At 66.1% G+C, this 17,254-nt stretch carries 18 protein-coding genes; 7 read left to right on the top strand and 11 right to left on the bottom strand.

Annotated elements, in window-relative coordinates:
* Positions 1-63: 63 nt before the first annotated feature.
* Entirely contained in the window at positions 64-1,599 is a 1,536-nt protein-coding gene (locus tag ACFWF2_RS20975) for a carboxylesterase/lipase family protein (protein ID WP_379309108.1), read from the top strand.
* Between the two features lie 26 nt (positions 1,600-1,625).
* On the opposite strand, the gene ACFWF2_RS20980 is transcribed toward ACFWF2_RS20975, so the two are convergent.
* A complete protein-coding gene (locus ACFWF2_RS20980; protein WP_379309109.1) occupies positions 1,626-2,549 on the bottom strand; it encodes an SDR family oxidoreductase in 924 nt (307 codons plus the stop codon).
* A 136-nt stretch (positions 2,550-2,685) separates the two neighbouring features.
* Between ACFWF2_RS20980 and ACFWF2_RS20985 the strand changes: the two genes are divergently transcribed.
* The gene (locus ACFWF2_RS20985; RefSeq protein WP_379309110.1) at positions 2,686-3,330 is read left to right on the top strand and encodes a TetR family transcriptional regulator; all 645 of its coding nucleotides are present in this window, start codon (positions 2,686-2,688) and stop codon (positions 3,328-3,330) included.
* A gap of 3 nt (positions 3,331-3,333) precedes the next feature.
* Here the strand turns inward: ACFWF2_RS20985 and ACFWF2_RS20990 are convergent, their stop codons facing one another.
* Positions 3,334-4,269 carry a helix-turn-helix transcriptional regulator gene (locus ACFWF2_RS20990; protein WP_379309111.1) on the bottom strand — a complete coding sequence of 312 codons (936 nt, stop codon included), beginning with the start codon at positions 4,267-4,269 and terminating at the stop codon, positions 3,334-3,336.
* Positions 4,270-4,448: 179 nt separating this feature from the next.
* Here ACFWF2_RS20990 and ACFWF2_RS20995 point away from each other — a divergent pair, with 179 nt between their 5' ends.
* Positions 4,449-5,222 (top strand): SDR family oxidoreductase, encoded by a 774-nt coding sequence (locus tag ACFWF2_RS20995; protein WP_379309112.1) that lies wholly within the window; start codon positions 4,449-4,451, stop codon positions 5,220-5,222.
* Positions 5,223-6,444: 1,222 nt separating this feature from the next.
* Here ACFWF2_RS20995 and ACFWF2_RS21000 read toward each other — a convergent pair.
* The 7 genes from ACFWF2_RS21000 to ACFWF2_RS21030 form a co-directional block, all read right to left on the bottom strand.
* Entirely contained in the window at positions 6,445-7,860 is a 1,416-nt protein-coding gene (locus tag ACFWF2_RS21000) for a cytochrome P450 (protein ID WP_379309114.1), read from the bottom strand.
* Positions 7,861-7,870: 10 nt separating this feature from the next.
* Complete coding sequence (locus ACFWF2_RS21005) at positions 7,871-9,064, bottom strand: MAB_1171c family putative transporter (RefSeq protein WP_379309115.1); 1,194 nt, start codon at positions 9,062-9,064, stop codon at positions 7,871-7,873.
* A gap of 1 nt (position 9,065) precedes the next feature.
* Positions 9,066-9,659, bottom strand: a complete 594-nt coding sequence (locus ACFWF2_RS21010) for a hypothetical protein (protein WP_379309116.1) — start codon at positions 9,657-9,659, stop codon at positions 9,066-9,068.
* Positions 9,601-9,924 carry a hypothetical protein gene (locus ACFWF2_RS21015; RefSeq protein ID WP_379032151.1) on the bottom strand — a complete coding sequence of 108 codons (324 nt, stop codon included), beginning with the start codon at positions 9,922-9,924 and terminating at the stop codon, positions 9,601-9,603. The genes ACFWF2_RS21010 and ACFWF2_RS21015 overlap by 59 nt, the downstream gene beginning before the upstream one ends.
* Before the next feature lie 98 nt (positions 9,925-10,022).
* Positions 10,023-10,682 (bottom strand): hypothetical protein, encoded by a 660-nt coding sequence (locus tag ACFWF2_RS21020; protein WP_379309117.1) that lies wholly within the window; start codon positions 10,680-10,682, stop codon positions 10,023-10,025.
* 489 nt (positions 10,683-11,171) lie between these two features.
* Entirely contained in the window at positions 11,172-11,507 is a 336-nt protein-coding gene (locus tag ACFWF2_RS21025; protein ID WP_379309118.1) for a YnfA family protein, read from the bottom strand.
* A 131-nt stretch (positions 11,508-11,638) separates the two neighbouring features.
* Positions 11,639-12,013, bottom strand: a complete 375-nt coding sequence (locus ACFWF2_RS21030; RefSeq protein WP_379309119.1) for a VOC family protein — start codon at positions 12,011-12,013, stop codon at positions 11,639-11,641.
* Positions 12,014-12,154: 141 nt separating this feature from the next.
* Between ACFWF2_RS21030 and ACFWF2_RS21035 the strand changes: the two genes are divergently transcribed.
* From ACFWF2_RS21035 to ACFWF2_RS21050, 4 genes are all read left to right on the top strand, one after another.
* On the top strand, positions 12,155-13,147 hold the full coding sequence (locus tag ACFWF2_RS21035; RefSeq protein ID WP_379309120.1) for an Lrp/AsnC family transcriptional regulator: 993 nt from the start codon (positions 12,155-12,157) through the stop codon (positions 13,145-13,147).
* A gap of 202 nt (positions 13,148-13,349) precedes the next feature.
* Positions 13,350-13,937 carry a hypothetical protein gene (locus tag ACFWF2_RS21040; protein ID WP_379309121.1) on the top strand — a complete coding sequence of 196 codons (588 nt, stop codon included), beginning with the start codon at positions 13,350-13,352 and terminating at the stop codon, positions 13,935-13,937.
* 48 nt (positions 13,938-13,985) lie between these two features.
* On the top strand, positions 13,986-14,567 hold the full coding sequence (locus ACFWF2_RS21045; protein WP_379309122.1) for a hypothetical protein: 582 nt from the start codon (positions 13,986-13,988) through the stop codon (positions 14,565-14,567).
* An 89-nt stretch (positions 14,568-14,656) separates the two neighbouring features.
* On the top strand, positions 14,657-15,679 hold the full coding sequence (locus tag ACFWF2_RS21050) for a hypothetical protein (RefSeq protein WP_379309123.1): 1,023 nt from the start codon (positions 14,657-14,659) through the stop codon (positions 15,677-15,679).
* A gap of 93 nt (positions 15,680-15,772) precedes the next feature.
* Here the strand turns inward: ACFWF2_RS21050 and ACFWF2_RS21055 are convergent, their stop codons facing one another.
* Both ACFWF2_RS21055 and ACFWF2_RS21060 read right to left on the bottom strand, forming a co-directional pair.
* Positions 15,773-16,645 (bottom strand): ABC transporter ATP-binding protein, encoded by an 873-nt coding sequence (locus ACFWF2_RS21055; protein WP_379309124.1) that lies wholly within the window; start codon positions 16,643-16,645, stop codon positions 15,773-15,775.
* Entirely contained in the window at positions 16,642-17,016 is a 375-nt protein-coding gene (locus ACFWF2_RS21060; RefSeq protein WP_379309125.1) for a hypothetical protein, read from the bottom strand. Before ACFWF2_RS21060 ends, ACFWF2_RS21055 begins: the two co-directional genes overlap by 4 nt.
* Positions 17,017-17,254: the final 238 nt, after the last annotated feature.

Here is a 17,254-nt window from a genome sequence, read left to right on the forward strand (position 1 = left end):
CCCCGCACCCGCGCGGGGCGGCGCTGCACCCCTCACACGCTACCCAGATCGAGGCGCTCCATGATGGCTTCACAACCCGCCGATTCACAGCCCGCCGATGTCGTGCGCGACGTGGAGAGCGGACGGCTCCGCGGCACTGCATTCCCGACCCACACGGTGTTCTACTCCATCCCCTACGCCGCCGCGCCGGTCGGGATCGGCCGTTTTCAGGCGCCGGCTCCCGTTCGGCCGTGGCTCGGTGTGCGTGCGGCCACCGCGCCGGGGCCGACCGCCCCGCAGCTACCGCGCGGCCGTTTCGGATCACTGGATATCTCGGCGTATTTCGACCCAGGGTGGCGGGTCGGACCCGACTATTTGACTGTCGACATCTGGTCACCGCGCGATGTGTCCGGCGGTGCCCCGGTGCTGGTGTTCTTGCACGGCGGCGCGTTCGTCGCAGGGTCGTCGCACTCGCCGATGCTCGACGGCTCCCGGTTCGCACAGCACGGCGTCGTGGTTGTCACGGTGAACTACCGCCTGGGCATTGCCGGGTTCCTCGACATCCCCGGCGCCTTCCCGAATCGGGGCCTCGCCGATGTGGTTGCCGCGTTGGGGTGGGTCAACCGCAACATCACAGCCTTCGGCGGCGACCCCGCGCGGGTGACCCTGGCCGGTCAGTCTGCCGGAGCGATACTCACCGCCGCCGCGATCGCCGCACCCGAGGCTGCCGGCCTGTTCGGCCGTGCCGTGATGCAAAGCGGCAGCGGCAGTGCGGCATTCAGCCGCGAACAGGCCGCGATCGTGCGTGATGCCGCCGCAGCGACGCTCGGGGTGGCAGCGACTCTCGACGGATTCGCCGACCTGACAGATCGGCAGCTCATCGATGCGGTACCGGAGCTCACCGGTCTCGACCTCGGCACCGCGACGGTCCGTGACCCGCTGCAACGGATTACACCGTTGGGTGTGGTCCTCGACGACCAGCCCGTCACCACCGTGGCCCGCGCAGCGGGCCAACCTGTCGACCTGCTGATCGGCCACAACACCGAGGAAGGAAATCTGTATCTGCTGCCCAACGGCGTCGCGGCGGCGACAACCCCGCAACATCTGACCGAAGCCGCCGAGTACGCCGACCCCGACCCGGACCGGCTGCTGTCGGTCTACAGGAGGCTGCATCCCACCGCCACGCCAGGCAGGCTGCGCTCGATCATCCTCGGGGAGGCGGTGTTCGGGGCCGGTAGCCGGGCCATGGCCGACAGTCACTCGGCGGCGGGCAGACGCACCTACGCCTATGCGTTCGGCTGGCGCTCGCCCGCACTCGCCAGGCAACTCGGCGCCACCCACATCGTCGAGCTGCCCTTCGTCTTCGACAACCTGCTGCCCACCTTCCAGGGTGCGGACGGGCTACTCGGCACGCCTGCTCCTGCCCCGCTGGCCGCCCGAGTACATCGCGCCTGGGTCGACTTCGTCACCATCGGTACACCCGGCTGGCCCGAATACCGCCCCGACCGGCGCACCACGCAGCTCATCAACGACGAATGGGCCGTTGTCGACGACCCATTCGCCGCCGAACGCGACGCCTGGACCCACGCCCCCCACACCCGAACAGGAACCACCCACTGACGTAGCGGGAGGGAACTGGAGCGGGCTCAGGGGGTGATGGTGGCCGGGACGTCGAAGTAGTGACCTTGACCGAGGTCATCGATGAGGCCGGGCTGGACGGGCTTCCAGCCGAGGAGGTCCCGGGTCAGCGTGCTCGAGGACGGGTTGTCGGCCGTGGCGTGGGCGCTGAGGAAGCCGAAGTGGCCGTCGGCCTGCGTCGCCGGAATGCTGACCACGGGCACGTTCAGCCCGCGGCCGATGGCCTCGGCGATCTCCCGGAAGGGGATCCCCTGGTCATCGACGGCGTGCAGCCGCGATCCCGTCGGCGCCGATTCCAGCGCCAGCCGGTACAGGCGGGCCGCGTCGAGCGTGTGCACGGCGGGCCAGCGGTTGGCCCCGTCACCGACGTAGGCGGCGACGCCCTTGGACCGGGCGATGGAGATCAAAGTCGGGACGAAGCCGTTGTGGTCGAGCGTGCTGTGCACGGTCGGAGCAAGCCGGACGACGGACGAGCGGATGCCGCGCTGCGCGAGTCCGACCACCGCGTTCTCGGCGTCGATCCGCGGCCCCGCGTCGATCACATCCGCTTCGGTGGCGGCGTCCCCCAGCCCCGCGAAGGCGAGCAGCATGGTTCCCGACGTGGTCACCAGAGGCTTGCCGGTGCCGGCGAGCGCTTCCCCGAGCGTGTCTATGGCGCGCAGATCCGCTGCCACCGCGCTGCCGAAGTCGCCGGCGAACATGACGTCGTGCTTGAAGGCCAGGTGGATGACACCGTCGACCGCGGCGGCGGCCGCGGCGAGGCCGTCGAGATTGTCGAGGTCGCCCCGGTGCACCTCGGCACCGGCAGCCGTCAAGGCGGCGGCGGACTTGTCCGAGCGGGCCAGGCCGACGACCTGGTGTCCCGCTTCGAGTAGTTCGGGGACGACGGCGGAGCCAACGTGTCCGGAGGCTCCAGTGACGAATACGCGCATGGCGCGCCCTTTCTGCTGCGGCAATCCCACCCGAGGCGGGGCACCTGATGTCAGTTCGTGACATCACCGTAGCAGTGATGTCAGACTCTGTCATCACTTGATGTCAGATTCTGTCATCGGTATGTAGGATCGGAGCATGAGCCGATGGAAACCCGACGCACGAGGCCGTCTGGAGAAGGCGGCGCTGGAGCTCTACAACGACCAGGGCTTCGACGCCACTACCGTGGCGGAGATCGCCACACGCGCCGGCGTCACCGAACGGACCTTCTACCGGTACTTCGCCGACAAACGGGAAGTCCTCTTCCTGACCATCCCCCTCGCCGACATCCTCGCGAGCGCTGCGGCCGCCGCCCCTGTCTCGCTCCCGCCGCTCGAGGTGATCACCCACGCGCTGACCGAAGCCGCTCCCGTCTTCGAAGAACGCGGGGACCTGGCACGGCAACGCCACGCCGTCATCTCGGCCAATCCCGAACTCCAGGAACGCGAACTGGCCAAACTCGCCGCACTCGCTTCCACACTCGCCCACGCGCTGCGCGAACGCGGTCTACAGACCACCACCGCGGCACTCGCGGCCGAAATAGGGATCGCCACGTTCAAGGTCGCCTACGAACGCTGGGTCGATGACCCCGACCGACACCCCCTCGTCCAGCGCATTCGGGAAACCCTGGACACCGCTAGGCACCTCACCGCACCTGCCGAACATGTCGCCGCGACCGACGATGTGAGCTTCCCGGCGGTTGCGCGGGGCACCATCACTGCCCGGCGGGTACCCGAGCCCTGAATGTCAGCGTTCCTCGGTCTCCAACCGTTCAGCATGCGGCACACCGGAGTGTTCCGCATCGGAACCCTCGGCCGCCGGGTGCACGGACGTAGCCTGCGACCCGGTCCATGCGGCGAGCAGCCGCAGCGCGGTCTCCGACGCCGAGCCCGCCTCGGCGGTGTAGATGCACAGCGTCTGGTCGGGATCGCCTGGTAGCGAGACGCATTCGTAGTCGATGGTGAGATCACCGACGAGGGGATGGTGGTAGCGCTTGCTGCCATGACTGCGTTCGCGAACGTTGTGGTCGGCCCACCAGCGCCGGAATTGCGGGCTCTTGACCGCCAGTTCGCCGACGAGTTCGGCCAGCAGCGGGTCGTCCGGGTGACGGCCGGCATCCAGGCGCAGGACCGAGACGTTTTCCCGGGCGACCTCTTCCCAATCGAGGTACAGCTCGCGGGCGGACTCGTCGAGGAAGGTGTAGCGCAACATGTTTCGGTCCCGGGGCGGGAGCGCCTCGAAGTCGGTGATCAGCGCCCGGGCGAGATGGTTGGCGGCGAGAATGTCCATGCGGCGGCCGAAGACGAAGGCAGGCATCACGTCGTCGAGCGTCTCGAGGATGCGGCGGATCCCGGGACGGACCCGCTGCACTCGCGCCGGAGTCCGGCGCCGGGCGCGCCGCGGATTCGCCCGGGCGATCTGGAACAGATAGGAGCGCTCGACCTCGTCCAGGCGCAGGGCGCGGGCCACGGCGTCGAGGACCTCGTCGGAGACGTTGATGTTGCGTCCTTGCTCGAGGCGGCTGTAGTAGTCCACGCTGACCCCGGCCAGCTGGGCAACTTCCTCGCGACGCAGCCCCGGTACTCTGCGTACCCCGGCGGTTCCGCCGATCTGCATGTCATCGACGTTCAGACGGGCGCGGCGGCTGCGCAAGAACTCCTTCAGCTCGGCATTGTGCTCCATGGATCCAGTCTGACGTGCACGGCGGCCACACATCGCAACCAAGGTCGGTCTGCTGGACCCAGGTTCGCCGGACCTAGGTCGAGCAGGGCGCAATTAGGCCGTCCGCGGGCCCTGTTCCCGCTGTTGTATCGAATACGCGGCGCATCCGCCGCGGACGACACACAGGAGAGATCACACCCATGACTACTCACACCACCTCCCCCCTCGCCGGTCGCGTTGCCGTGGTGACGGGCGCCTCCAGCGGCATCGGCGCCGCCACCGCCAAGCGGCTGGCCGCGTCCGGGGCGACGGTGGCCGTGCTCGCACGCCGGGCCGATCGGCTCGAACTCCTGGCCAAGGAAATCGAACGGGCGGGCGGGACGGCGCTGGCCCTGACCGTCGACGTCACCGATGCGCAGGCCATGCGCACCGCGGCCGAGCGGGTGGCCGCCGAACTCGGTACCGCCGATCTGCTGTTCAACAATGCGGGTGTCATGCTGCCCGCACCCGTCGAGGAGCTGCCGGTCGAGCAGTGGCAGCAGCAGATCGATCTGAACGTGACCGGCCTGATGAATGCCATCGGCGCGTTCGTACCGCAGTTGATCGCCGCGGCCGCGGACAAGGGCGTGGCCGACCTGGTCAACACGTCCTCGATCGCCGCGCAGAACCTGTTCCCGACCTTCGCGGTGTACTCGGGCACCAAGGCCTACGTGACGCACCTGTCGCGGACCCTGCGCGCGGAACTCGGCGCCAAGGATGTCCGTGTCTGCGCGATCGAGCCGGGCATCGTCGGCACAGAACTGCAGAGCCATGTCACCGACGCCGGCGCCCGGGAATGGCTCGAGGGTTCGAAACAGGAGATGACCTGGCTCGACCCGGAGGATATCGCCGAGGCCGTCAACTTCCTGGCATCCCAGCCTGCGCACGTGAACCTGCAGCAGGTCACGATCATGCCGACCCGGCAGCCGTCGTAAGCGAATCTTTCGCGACTACATCGCACCTCATCGATTGATCGTTGGCTGGCCACCCCTGTTCGATCGGACCCATCGCGATCGCACCATCGCCCGACTGACCGAGACCGAGATCCGCAAGCGGATCGACTCACTCGGCGAGATTTCAGCTGTTCTCCCGCAGGTGCCCGATCCGATGTCGGGCTGACAGGATTTGAACCTGCGACCACAGGACGGCAATTCCAGTTCCTCGGAAGCTGCCCAACAGTTCCCAATAATGCTGGTAGTCAACATATTTCATGTGGTCGATGCGCTGGCTGGTTCTCATTGGTTCCCGTCGATTCCGGTCAAAAGTGTGTGTTTGTTGTGTGTTGGTTTCAGGTGCGCATCCGGTGGCGGTGTGGGCTGATCTTGTTCGGAGCTGAGCAGGAAGGAACAGGGATAGCCTGAAGGCAGAGCGACTGAAGGAATTGGGGGAGAAGGCACCCCGGCCGTCGTCCACTCGCCTTGCAGGACAACAACGAAGGAGGCGCCACCCTGTGCGAACAACTCAAATCGTCGTGTTCGCCGTCGCTTCACGGACTCTCAGCCTCTGCGCGGCCGACTCCCCGATCACGAACGCCCGAACTTGTTGCGAGCAAGGGGCATTCGGCGTTCTGGCTGTCGGGGCAGGCGGTTCAGGGTGGTCAATCGGCAGACTGAACGCACCCGACGTAGGGGCGTCGGCCGGTGGCCTGACCGGCGATGAGTTCACCTTGCCGGTGGTCACCGCGAGCATGGCCGGCAATGATTCAGCGGAGTTGGAAGGGCCGCGGCCAATGGCATTCTGCGCAGGCGACATCGGCGTCTGCGCCTCCGAGCTGAGTCGGCCACCTCGGCCGTTCAGTGTCGGCGGCCGCAATAGCGGTTGGCAAGCCAACACCTGCCGCGACAGTCGGTCACGCACGTGTCAGGGTCGCGTCTCTCCATGAGGAATGTCAGTCAACGTGAAATACCGGAACAACTCCTCACGGCTGATCTCCGGGTACCCCCCAGACGCTCCAACTCCTCGCCCGCGAACACTCGCGTGGCCACGAACCCGACCCTCCAGCACACCGACCAACCCCGTCAGCAGCCAAGCCAAGCATCAAACACCACGCACCGCAGTCAGAACCATCAAACGCCCTGACCCGCCGCTACCCGGACTTCGTTGGTTTCTGCGCGGTTACTACCGGTACTCCGTGCGCTCCGGCCTCGGCGCTCGCAGCTACCGTCGGGGGGTGACTCGCAGCTTGAAGCCTCGCGGCTTGAGGGTGATCTGCTCGGCGATGTCGAGCGCGTAGTCGGGCTCGTGCTCGAAGTCGAACTGATGAAGGATGTAGGTCAGCGCGAGCATGATCTCGTGGTAGGCGAATTGGCGGCCGACGCAGGCGCGTAGCCCGGTGCCGAAGGGTTTGTAGATTCGGCGGTTGTCGGTCTCGGCGAGGTTCGTCCTGAGCCAGCGGTCGGGCTCGAACTGGTCCGCGTCCTCGCCCCAAGCGCTCTTATCGCGATGGGCTTGCAACGTGAGGACGAATACCCAATCGCCGGGCTTGAAGTGGTAGCCGTCGCCGATAGTGACGTCGGTGATCGCCTCCCGGAAGTATCCCGGGGCCACGGGCCAGAGCCGGAGAGTCTCATCGACGACGCGACGGACCGACCGTAACTTGGCCACGTCCTCGAACGCGATCGTCGGCCGGTCGCGGCCGGGGAAACGTTCGTCGATCTCGGCGCGTACCTTCGCCGCTGCCTCCGGGTTTCGCGCGAGTTCGTAGAGTGCGAACGCCAGGGCTCCGGCGCTGGTCTCGTGGCCGGCGACCAGGAACGTGAAGATCTGATACCGGATGTTGGTGTCGGAGAGCCGCTCGCCGGTTTCGGGGTCCTCCACCGTGAGCATGCGATCGAGCAGGTCGCCGTGTTCACCGACGGTGCCGCTGGCTTTGCGGGCCGCGATCACGTCGTCGACGATCGCGTGTGTCGTGGCGATGTCGCGCTTGTGCTGAGCAGCTGCCCGGCGCCCGACGGTCTTCTCCAGGAAGGTAGGCAGATTGGCGTAGCTGTTGATGTAGCGCAGCGAGCGCAGCATCGCGGCGACGAAGGGGTGCGGGGTGTCGCGGCCGAAGGACTCGAAGTCGTAGCCGCCGAAACCGGCTCGAGCGATGACCTCCAGAGTGAAACGGTTCATGTCTTCGGCAGTGTCAACCCACTGGCCGGCGCGATCGCTCCAGTAGTCCACCAGCTCGTCGGCTACTCCACACATCGTGTCGTGGTAGCTGCGCATCGACTGCGCGGTGAAACTCGGCGCGAGGATGTTGTGCGCTCGGTGCCAGTTCGGCTCATGGTTGTAGGCCGTGAACAGGCCGTCACGAGCGATCGGCCGCAGCTTCTTGAACAGGACCCCGACGTGCTTGGTCCAGAACTTCTCGTCGTTGACCTCGTTGATCAGGTCGGTGCCCGAAACCACGACCATCGGCCAGTTCATGATCTTGCGCTCGAAGATCTCGCCGAGGTTCTGCGCGTCCCGCCACGACATCTGGACAGGCTTGACCGGATCGGTGGTCAGCAAGTCGCCGAACCACGGAAGCCGGAACTTCGGGTGGGGGAGAGCGCGGTGGGGCGCCGGGGCCGAGGTGGTGGTCACCATGGCGTAGCTCCTATCTGGCCACAGACAGATCGAGACGTCTGCGGTCATCGGTTGTCAGCATGCCGCGGGCGCGCGGCCATGCTGTGGCCAGCGCCAGCAGCTCCACAAGCTCTGCAGTGAGATCGTGGGTCCCTGGCTGGATTTCGGTGCGGAATGTTGTGAGGCCGATCCGCGGTTCGCGGCCACCGGCTTTGGCGGCCATCGCCACCGCGATCCGCCGTGCGTTGTCCTGTGTACCGCCGCTGCCGGGCCGAAGAGTCTCGCCGGCATCGGTGTAGCGCTCGAGGTCCAACAGGCTGTCGCGGATCTCCACGGTCATGCGATGCAGAAGAACCGCTGGGTCGATGTCGCTGCCTCGGCCCCGCGGCAGATCCAGCACGACTTCGGGTACTGCAGCGGTCAAATCCGCCCACAGGGGGTGCAGGCGTCGCCGGTACCGGCTGACGCGGTCCCAGCCCAGCCTCGTGATGAGAGTGCTGACCAAGGGGACTACCGTGACGCCGACCAGGAGGACCGTCGCGGCCACGAACGTCGCTGCGTCTCTTCGCATCTCGGGATCGGCGATCGGCTGGTCGGTCAGGACGCAAGTGATCGCCTCGACCACGCTGAAGGTTATGTCGGCGCAGAGCCCGACGCCGGTGATCACGATGACAGCGAAGACCGCGCGTTCGTAGACGGTGGTGTCCGCATGGCGCATCTCCCGGATACAGATCCGGACGAGCAATATCATGGCGGCCGCGATGGGAAGGCAGTAGACGATCAAGAAGACGACCGCCGGCCAGCCCAGAAGCTGATCGACGAGCAGGTTCGCTCGCCGCGCTGGTGTGCCGGCGATCATGAGGATCACGGTGCAGGCGACAACGAAAAGGTCGTATCTGCGCTGTCGTTTCCATGCTGTTGCCGGGTCGGCGCCGCCCCACAGTTTGGCGATCCCGTAGAGGCTGGACACGATCAGCAAGACCGGTCCATGCGACACCTGTCTAGCCAGGTTCACGACGTTGTTGTTGTCTCCCGGCAGCATCCAGGCCAGGGCGTGTTCGACCCATGACTCGCGCAGCAGCATGCCGACCAGCGCGGCAGCGATCGCGCGGTTGATCAGCCGGTCCACCGTGGTCTCGTTCAGCAGCAGTGCGCGCCCGGTCAGGGTCGCAAAGATGCCTACGATGATCGGCACGCTCAGATACAGCGGAATGTGGGAAGTCATCTCACCGGTGCCGGGCGCGGAAGAGCGTCGAGCGGATCCGACTCGGCGTCCGTTGGGGAAGCATGGCGTGGACCATCAAGAGGTCGGCGAAAGTCTCGGCGTCACGCTCGCGGTCGCTGCCGTAGTCCTGTCTCCGCAGTACGCTGCGGATACTTTCGGCTGTCAGGGACGGCATCAAGTCGTTCAACGGCAGAGCATCGGCAGCCTCGGTCGAGCCGGCCCCCGCCTGGTCGTGGCCGAGCAGCATGTGCCCGATCTCGTGGGCGATGATGTGGTAGGCGTGCGACTCGGTTGCCCCGCCGTACATGATCACGTCGTCGTGTTCGCGCGCGATCCACAATCCGCTGCCGGTTCCGCATCCGGTACCTGCCAGTGCTTGTGGATCGATCGGGCACAGCACGATCGGACGTCCGCGGGCTTCGGCGACGCGGTTGACGTACTCGGTCGGATCCCACGGGTAGGGGATCGGCGCCGTGCGCGTCAGTTCGTCGAATTTCTGTTGGTCCATCATCACCCCCCTGTCGGCCCTGGCCGACTTAACGCTTCTCGTCGATCTCTGCAAGATGGGCCAGCGCCGCGGCGAGCTGTCCGGCATCGACATTGGCACCTCGCAACGCGATGTGCTTGACACCGGCATCACGCGCGGCGGCCAGCAATCGCAGGTCCTGGTCGATACCGGCTACGACATGCGGCTCGGTGCCCAAGTAGATACCAGACACCGAGAAATGCTGCGCAATGCCGGAAAGCAGATCAGGGTCGGCGCTGCCGTCGTCGTGATCGCCCGCACGAAGTCGGACGATCTCGATCTCCTCGACAGATCTGCCGATGAGGTGGCTGATGGACCGGGCGACGATGGTCACGGATTGTTCAGGTTCCGACCTTGAATGGAAGGTCCTGAACAGCTGGTTGACCCTTGCACTCAAGGGAGGCAGCAGCGGACTGTCACTCGGCATGCGTGTCACCTCCTCTGCTGCTTGGCCCGACGCTCGAACTTCTGCTGCAAGTCCGCAGAGAGATTCTCGGCGTACCTACCGCCGGCGAGGTATCGCCGATACAGCCGATCCTCGGCGTTCGGGTCGTCGCTCGCAACGGGAGTCGACAGCGCCTCCCCGAGAACAACCTCCAGTCCTGCGTGGAGAGTTCCCTGAGATCGGTTGCGCGCCATCATATCTGAGACCCATTGCCCAACAATCAGGTTGACCTCGTAATCGAGACGCTCAGCGAGTCCGCGTAGGCTGGCGAGTTTGGGATCACCATCGAGGGCAGTGTGGAAATCTGCTTGGATCTCCATCAACCCCGAGACCCGTTCGAGCGGAACCTCGATTGTCCCGCCGGTCAGCCTGAGCGGCTCACCGCCTCGACGCTCATCCTCCAGCCCGACCGGTGTGGCCGCGTACCAGTAGGCGCCCGCCGCCGAGCCGGGCACCCATTGCAGGGACGTGTCGAGGCGGTTGAAGGTCTTCTTCTTGGGGTTGGTGATCTCCCCGGCCTCGATCTTGACCATCGTCGGCTTCGACGGCCCACCGGCATCGGCCACATCGGCCAAGGACATGTTGAGCTTCTTCTCGCGGCGGTCTCGGACGAACCCCGCGAGGATCTCGGCATGTCCTCCTGGCATGGAACACATCGTAGCGATAGTTGACCGATTTTCTCCTACATCTCACTGTTCATGCGTGGCACCGAAGGACTTTCGGTAATTTTTAACCGAAATTTCTTGCCGGTAGTCGTTGCTGTGACTAGGCTCGGCGATGTCGCCTCCGGGCTGAGCTCGAAGGTCGAAGAGAGACAACAAGAGTCGAACGTTCGGGGGAGATGCCGAGGAGACGGAACAGGGTCAGCCGGTTTGGTCCGCGCCGACGTGCGCGACAGGCCCGACCCAATTGCGTGTCAGAGGACCGGGCCACGCGAGTCGTGGTGCGCGGGCAGGCCGTGGACGCTGGAGGGGAGCGTCCACGGTTCTGCCGCACGGGATGTCGACACGGTTCATCGGCGAGTGGGCGGCTACGAGCATCGGCCTAGCCAGGGCATCCACGATACGTCGGTGCGCCGGGATGAGGCCGGTCAAGCTGCATGATTCACCCGTTCGGCGACGAACGAGATCGGCCGGTCAGGCGTTTCGCGGCGCGTACATGATGACCGCGACCCCGGCCAAGCAGATCGCCGCGCCGCTCACATCCCAGCGATCGGGTCGGAACCCGTCCAGTGCCATGCCCCACAGCAGCGATCCGGCGACGAACACCCCACCGTAAGCGGCCAGGATGCGTCCGAAGTTGGCGTCGGGCTGCAACGTCGCGATGAATCCGTAGATCCCCAGCGCGATCACCCCGGCACCGATCCAGGCCCATCCGCGGTGCTCGCGCACTCCTTGCCAGACCAGCCAGGCACCGCCGATCTCGGCGATCGCGGCCAGGACGAACAACAGGATCGAGCGCACCACCGTCATCCGCTGAGCCTAATTCTCCGATGTCAGGAGGTGGTGACCGTCGTCATGTCACCCACCGAACTGTTGGATGTTCACCTCGACCCAGAAAGCTTCGATGCGACGGTGGCGGCCGTCGCACAGCCCGGCGTGATTCACAGTGCTGCCTGCGAACGCCGAACGGTCTCGGGATCGATCTCCTGGATCTGCAGAACGACGCCGTCCGGATCGGTAACCCGGATGCTGCGGCCGAAATCCTCCTCGACGAGGGTGTGCTCGTAACCGTCGGCGCTCAGCCGGGCGGAAACGTCCTCGAGCCGTTGATCGGTGGAGAAACCGAGTTCGACCGTGCCAGGCGCGCGCCCCTTCGACACCGCGGCGTCGTGGATACCGACCGCGCCGGCGGAGGCGTCCAGCTGCGCCCATACGGCGACGCTCTCCTCAGCGCGATAGGTCAATCCGAGACCTTCGTAGAAGCGACGGGATGCCGCTACATCGGCGACGTAGCGGATGGGCAGAACTGTCAGCACGAGAGTCTCCTTGGCGTTCACGGACTTCCGGCGTAGCCGGGTCGCCCTGGACGGGTACACACGACCACTGTGACCTGTACGAGGGAGATCGTCGTTCACGGCGGTGTCACATGGCGGATACCGGCACTAGAGTTGGTGCTCATGGTGGAAGTCGTCAGTCTCGACGAGGATGACCGGCGCATACTGCACGCGATCCAGCTCGACGGCCGTGCCTCGTTCGCACGCATCGCGACGGTGCTCGGCCTGTCGGAGCGCGCGGTCTCGCGTCGATACCACCGCCTGCGTTCCCGGCTGGTGCTGCGCGTGGTCGGCGTGACCCGGCACGACCCGCGCGCGCAGGCCGACTGGTTGCTGCGCATCACGGCTCCACCGGCATCGGTCGACGCCCTCGCTCGAGCACTCGCCGCCCGCAACGACACCTCCTGGATCGCGTCGCTGGCGGGCAGCGGTGAACTCATCTGCATGCTGCGCACCACCGCGACAACCCGCGAGGCCGGCGACGTGCTCGAGCAGTTCCGACGGCGCGCCAATATCGGCACGATGACCGCACAGCGACTGCTCACCCCTGTCGCCGGTGTCGGCGGATGGCCAGGCCGACTACAAGCGCTCACCCTCGATGAGCAAGCGGCCATCGCCCCGGCTCCCGCGACGCTGACACCTGAGCGGTCATGGACAGACACACCCCGCTCGGACGCCGACGAACGTCTGCTCGCGCTGCTCGCCATCGACGGGCGGATGAGCATCGCACGCCTCGCCGCCGTCTCCGGCATCCCCGAATCGACTGTGCGCCGTCGAATCGGCGAGCTCATCGAACGCGGCGTGCTGATGTTCGAGGTCGAAGTCGATCCCAAGTTCTACGGATGCAACCTCGACGTCATCTGCTGGCTGGACGTGCGTCCCTCCGCACTGCGTGTCGTGACCGATGCCATCGGCTCCCATGCCGAAGTCGCGTTCGCCGCGACGACCACCGGTGCGAGCAACGTCCTGACCCTTCTCGAATTCACCGCCGCCGATGAACTCCACGACTACCTCGCCGACCGCATCGGTGGCCTGCCCGGTGTGCACCATGTCCGCAGCGAGATCATCTCGGGCTGGATCAAGCGAGCCGGCCCAATACTGATACCTCGCGCCTGACACATCGCTGCGAGTAGACCGCCCGGCCCGGGCAAGAAGTCGCCTGCACCGTCGTCGTCGTGAGTTCAAGGCCGCCGACAACGGCTGATCCAACTCCACGTCATCGAAATGCCCTGGGAGCCTTCGGGTTCCCGGGGGATTTCGCATTGTGGGTGCGGTTGCGGTTCTGAGCGAGGGGATCGGCGCGGGATAGTGTGGCGATATGACTTCGGTGGGGGAGATGCCGCGGCCGGGGCGACAGCGTCAACGACCGCCCGGCTGGTGGTTGATCACGATGGGTGTGGTGACCGCGGTGACTTGGCTTGCGGCATTGATCCTCTCGATCGCGCAGGCCCTCGACTCGAATCTGCTGCTCGCTGTCCTTGCGATGGCGACCATTCTGGCGGCGGGCATACCCTGGCTGGTCCTGGCGCTGGTGGGCGTGGTGAAGTACCGCGCCTTCGCGGTGTCGTCGATCCTGCCGCTGATCCTCGTGGGGACGATGGTGGCGATCGATCAACGTCTTCCGGAGCGGGCGGCGTGGCGGTTGTCCGAGGGCGCCATGACCGATGTGGCGCAGGAGTGCGCCGAACGAACCCAGCCGACGTGGATCGGCGTGCACCGCGTCGATTCGGTCCGCCGAAACGATGACGGCGCCTGCCTGTTCCGCGTCGGCAATGGCATCGGCTCGAACGGATTCGCCTACTTCGCGCCGGGCACCACCGCACCGGAACGAACCGAGGCGGAGGCGGCGATCTACTATCTGCCCTTCGACGAGGCTTGGCACAAGTACGACTACAACTACTGGTGACATGCGGGGTGCGGTTTCGGCGGCGGAAGGGATCAGGGCGATGCGATGATGACGGTGCGGGAATTGCAGCGGCGGGAGCGGGTTCGATCGCGTCCGTGGTCTGCCTGGGTCGCGTCCTCGGCCGTGATATCGGGGTTCTCGGTGGTGTTGATCTTGGTGATTGAGGCGGTGTCGCCGGATTTCGTCGCCTGGTTATACGGTGTTCCCGTCGTTCTCGGCGCAGGGATCTCGTGGATTTGTCTGGCCGCGGGATTCGATGCGTCGAAACCTGGTGGGCGGTCGCTGCTGGCGATCCAGCCGGTGATGGTTGTCTGCGGTGTGGTGGCGGCGATGATGCATCTGCCGGAGCGGATCGCGTGGCTGGTGTCCGAATCCAGGATCACGTCGGTAGCGCAGCGGTGTGATCGGCTGGCGGAGCCGCGGTGGGTCGGTGTCTTTCGGGTCGAGGAGATCCGGCGGGATCGTAACGGCACGTGTGAGTTCCGCATCGGTGATCGGCTGGGTGTCGACGGGCTGGCCTATTTCCCGCCGGGTGTCCAGGTTCCCCCTGTGGGCGAGAGCTCGACGCGGTACACGCCCTTCGACGGGCAGTGGTACCGCTACGAGTTCGTGGCGGACTACATTGATTGAAATCCGCTGGGCGCCTTGGGCTCACGGGATTTTGCAGTCTCGGTCGTGGTTGCTGTTAGGTTGTCGGCTGCCACGAGACAGGAGCGAATGTGGTCGATGAATGGTTGAGCCTGGCAGCCGATATCCCGCGGATGCTGTCCGCAGAATGGGACAACAACGGGGAGGTGGTCTGGCCGTGCGAGGGCGAGGCTGTGCAGTTGCGTGACGCTGTGTCGGGCCAGCGAATCCTGTTCTACGCCGAGGGACGGGGCGTGGGAGTCTCGGTGTCGGTACCCAGTGACCCAGTCGCTGCTGTTCGACTGCGTTCAGTCCTGCGTTCGCAACGGACCACATCCCTTTCCCTCGGACGTGACTACCGCTCTGGTGGGCTTCGTCCGATCGAGGAACCGCTGTGGCGGCCGCTTCCAGGTGACACGATCCGGAACTATCCCCAGCAGTGGGACGAACATGCTCAGGAATGGCAGACGGGTTGGCGCCATACTGCAGGCAATCGCGATGAGTTCGCGGTCGCGATTGTCGCGGTCATCCGTGACGGGTTGGGCAGCACTTCGCCCGAGTTGAGTGTGAGCGCCTACAACGACTACGGGCCAACTCGAACACCATGTGTCGGTACGGTGCCCCCGGGTCGGCCCACAGCGCGGGGAATGGCCCCGCGCTGCGGCGACTGGGATGAACTCGCTGAGCGTCTTGAATGGGTCCTGAGCACGTTGCCACTGTTCGGCACCGTCAATGTGTCGATTCCGGGGAGTTCGCTATTCGTGCAGCTGGGGCGAGAAGAGGCCGCGGCCGTTCACGGTTGGTGCTTGGGCTGGCAGGAAGTGGGTCTGCCGCGTCAGGAGGTGAACGGGCGCATGCGGGACCTCGGTTGGCTGTGGGCAGTACCGCCGAATCTCGAAGGCATCGACGATACTCCGAACTGGCTCACCCCACCGGCTGGGCGCGGCACTGCCGATCCGACGGTACGTCACATGGTCACCATGGCGATCGAGACGCTACGCGCCGTCGGCGGAGTGGACCAGCCCGCTCGGCTGGCAGTCGACGCCTTCTGCAATCTGCGTGGCGGCGATGACATGTCGTACGTCAGTGCGGAACTCGGCCTGCGGCCTGCCTGAAAGCGCGCCCTCGGGTGGCGGCAGAACAGGCCTGCGAGTTGTAGAACAGCCGAACAAGGCAGACAGATGTGGTCGGTATATCGGTTATATCGGTCACCAGAAGCGGGGTGTGAGGCCCCAGAAGTCGAATTCGGCGGAGAGTAGGGCGCGCAGGGCGGTGCGGGTGGGGAAGCGGTCGGGGTCGGCGCCGGTCACGGCGAGGGTGACGGTGTGGCCGTCGGTGGAGAAGGAGAGGTTTACGCCGACTTCCACGCGGCGGAACATGGCGGGGTCGCCGGTGCAGACGACAGGGCGCATGAGGACGGCGGTGGCGTGGTGGTCGCCGATGGCGGCGACGCCCTTGGCTGTTTCACCGAGGTTGGTGCACAGGCATTCCGGGGCTTTGGCGGTGCGGGCGAAGTGGTGCAGGACGAAGCGGGGAAGAATCATCTGCAGGGGTTGCAGGTGCTGGAGGGCGGGGGTGGTCGCCGGGTCGCGGTAGGCGGTGGCGGCACGCGGGGGATCGGTGATCAGCGTCGCCGCCAGATCCAGACGCCGCCGCATACCGCCCGAGAACTGGCCGACCGGACGATCGGTGACCGCGGTCAGCTCGAACTCGTCGAGGAGTTCGGCGCTGCGCGCGGCGGCCTCGCGGCGGGACAGCCCGAGCAATCGCCCGAAGAGGCGCAAGTTCTCACCGGCGGTGAGGGTTTCGTCGACGGAGGCGTACTGGCCGGTGAGTCCGATCATCGAGCGCACCGCCGTCGCGTCGCGCGCGATGTCGTAGCCGAAGATCTCCGCGCTGCCACGATCGGGGCGCACCAAGGTCGCCAGCATGCGGACGGTGGTCGTCTTGCCCGCGCCGTTGGGGCCGAGCAGGGCGAAGACCGTACCCGCCGCGACACTGAGGTCGACGGCGCCCACCGCCGTGAAATCGCCGTAGGACTTGCCGATCCCGCTGGTGCGGATGGCGATGTCGGTGGTCATGGGAGCCTCCCTGCGGCGTCGATCAGTTCGGTGGTGACCGGCGCGAGTGCGTCGGCGGCTCGCTCGATACCGTCGGTGGTGAACCCCGCGGCGTAGGCCGCGGCGCGGCGACGGACCTCTGGGGTCGAGATCCGGTCGAGCAATGTGTCCAGGCGCGCGCCGGTGAGCGCGCCGGCCGCGACGGTCACCGGCCAGAACTGCCAACGCCAGCCCTGGGCCGCCACCGATGCCGCTCCGCACAGCACCGTCAACAGGAAGGCAGCCGCGGTCCACGCCGCACGGACCGGGCGCGGTGTCCATTCGGCCACGGCCAGCAGTACGACGCTCGCAGCGGTCGCAACCGGCAGAAAGTCGCTGGTGTGCAGGTCCATTCGATCGCTCCTGAGCGGTGTACGGCCTCGGCGGTCTGCGCGATCCTTCCAGCGCATTGCACTGCAGACATCAGCCCCAGGTCGTACTCGTGTGCGCCCCGGGGATGAACTTCACCGGGACCGCCGTACGGTGTGCCGTATGAAGCCTTTCCGCTGTGTCACGGGAAACGGTCGATCTTGGATCAGCGCCGGGCCGAGCGAGGCGAATCCGTAACTCCGAAACGGATTTCTGGAAACA

Origin of the sequence: Nocardia sp. NPDC060259 (genome assembly GCF_042728775.1) — a bacterium.
Lineage (GTDB): Bacteria > Actinomycetota > Actinomycetes > Mycobacteriales > Mycobacteriaceae > Nocardia.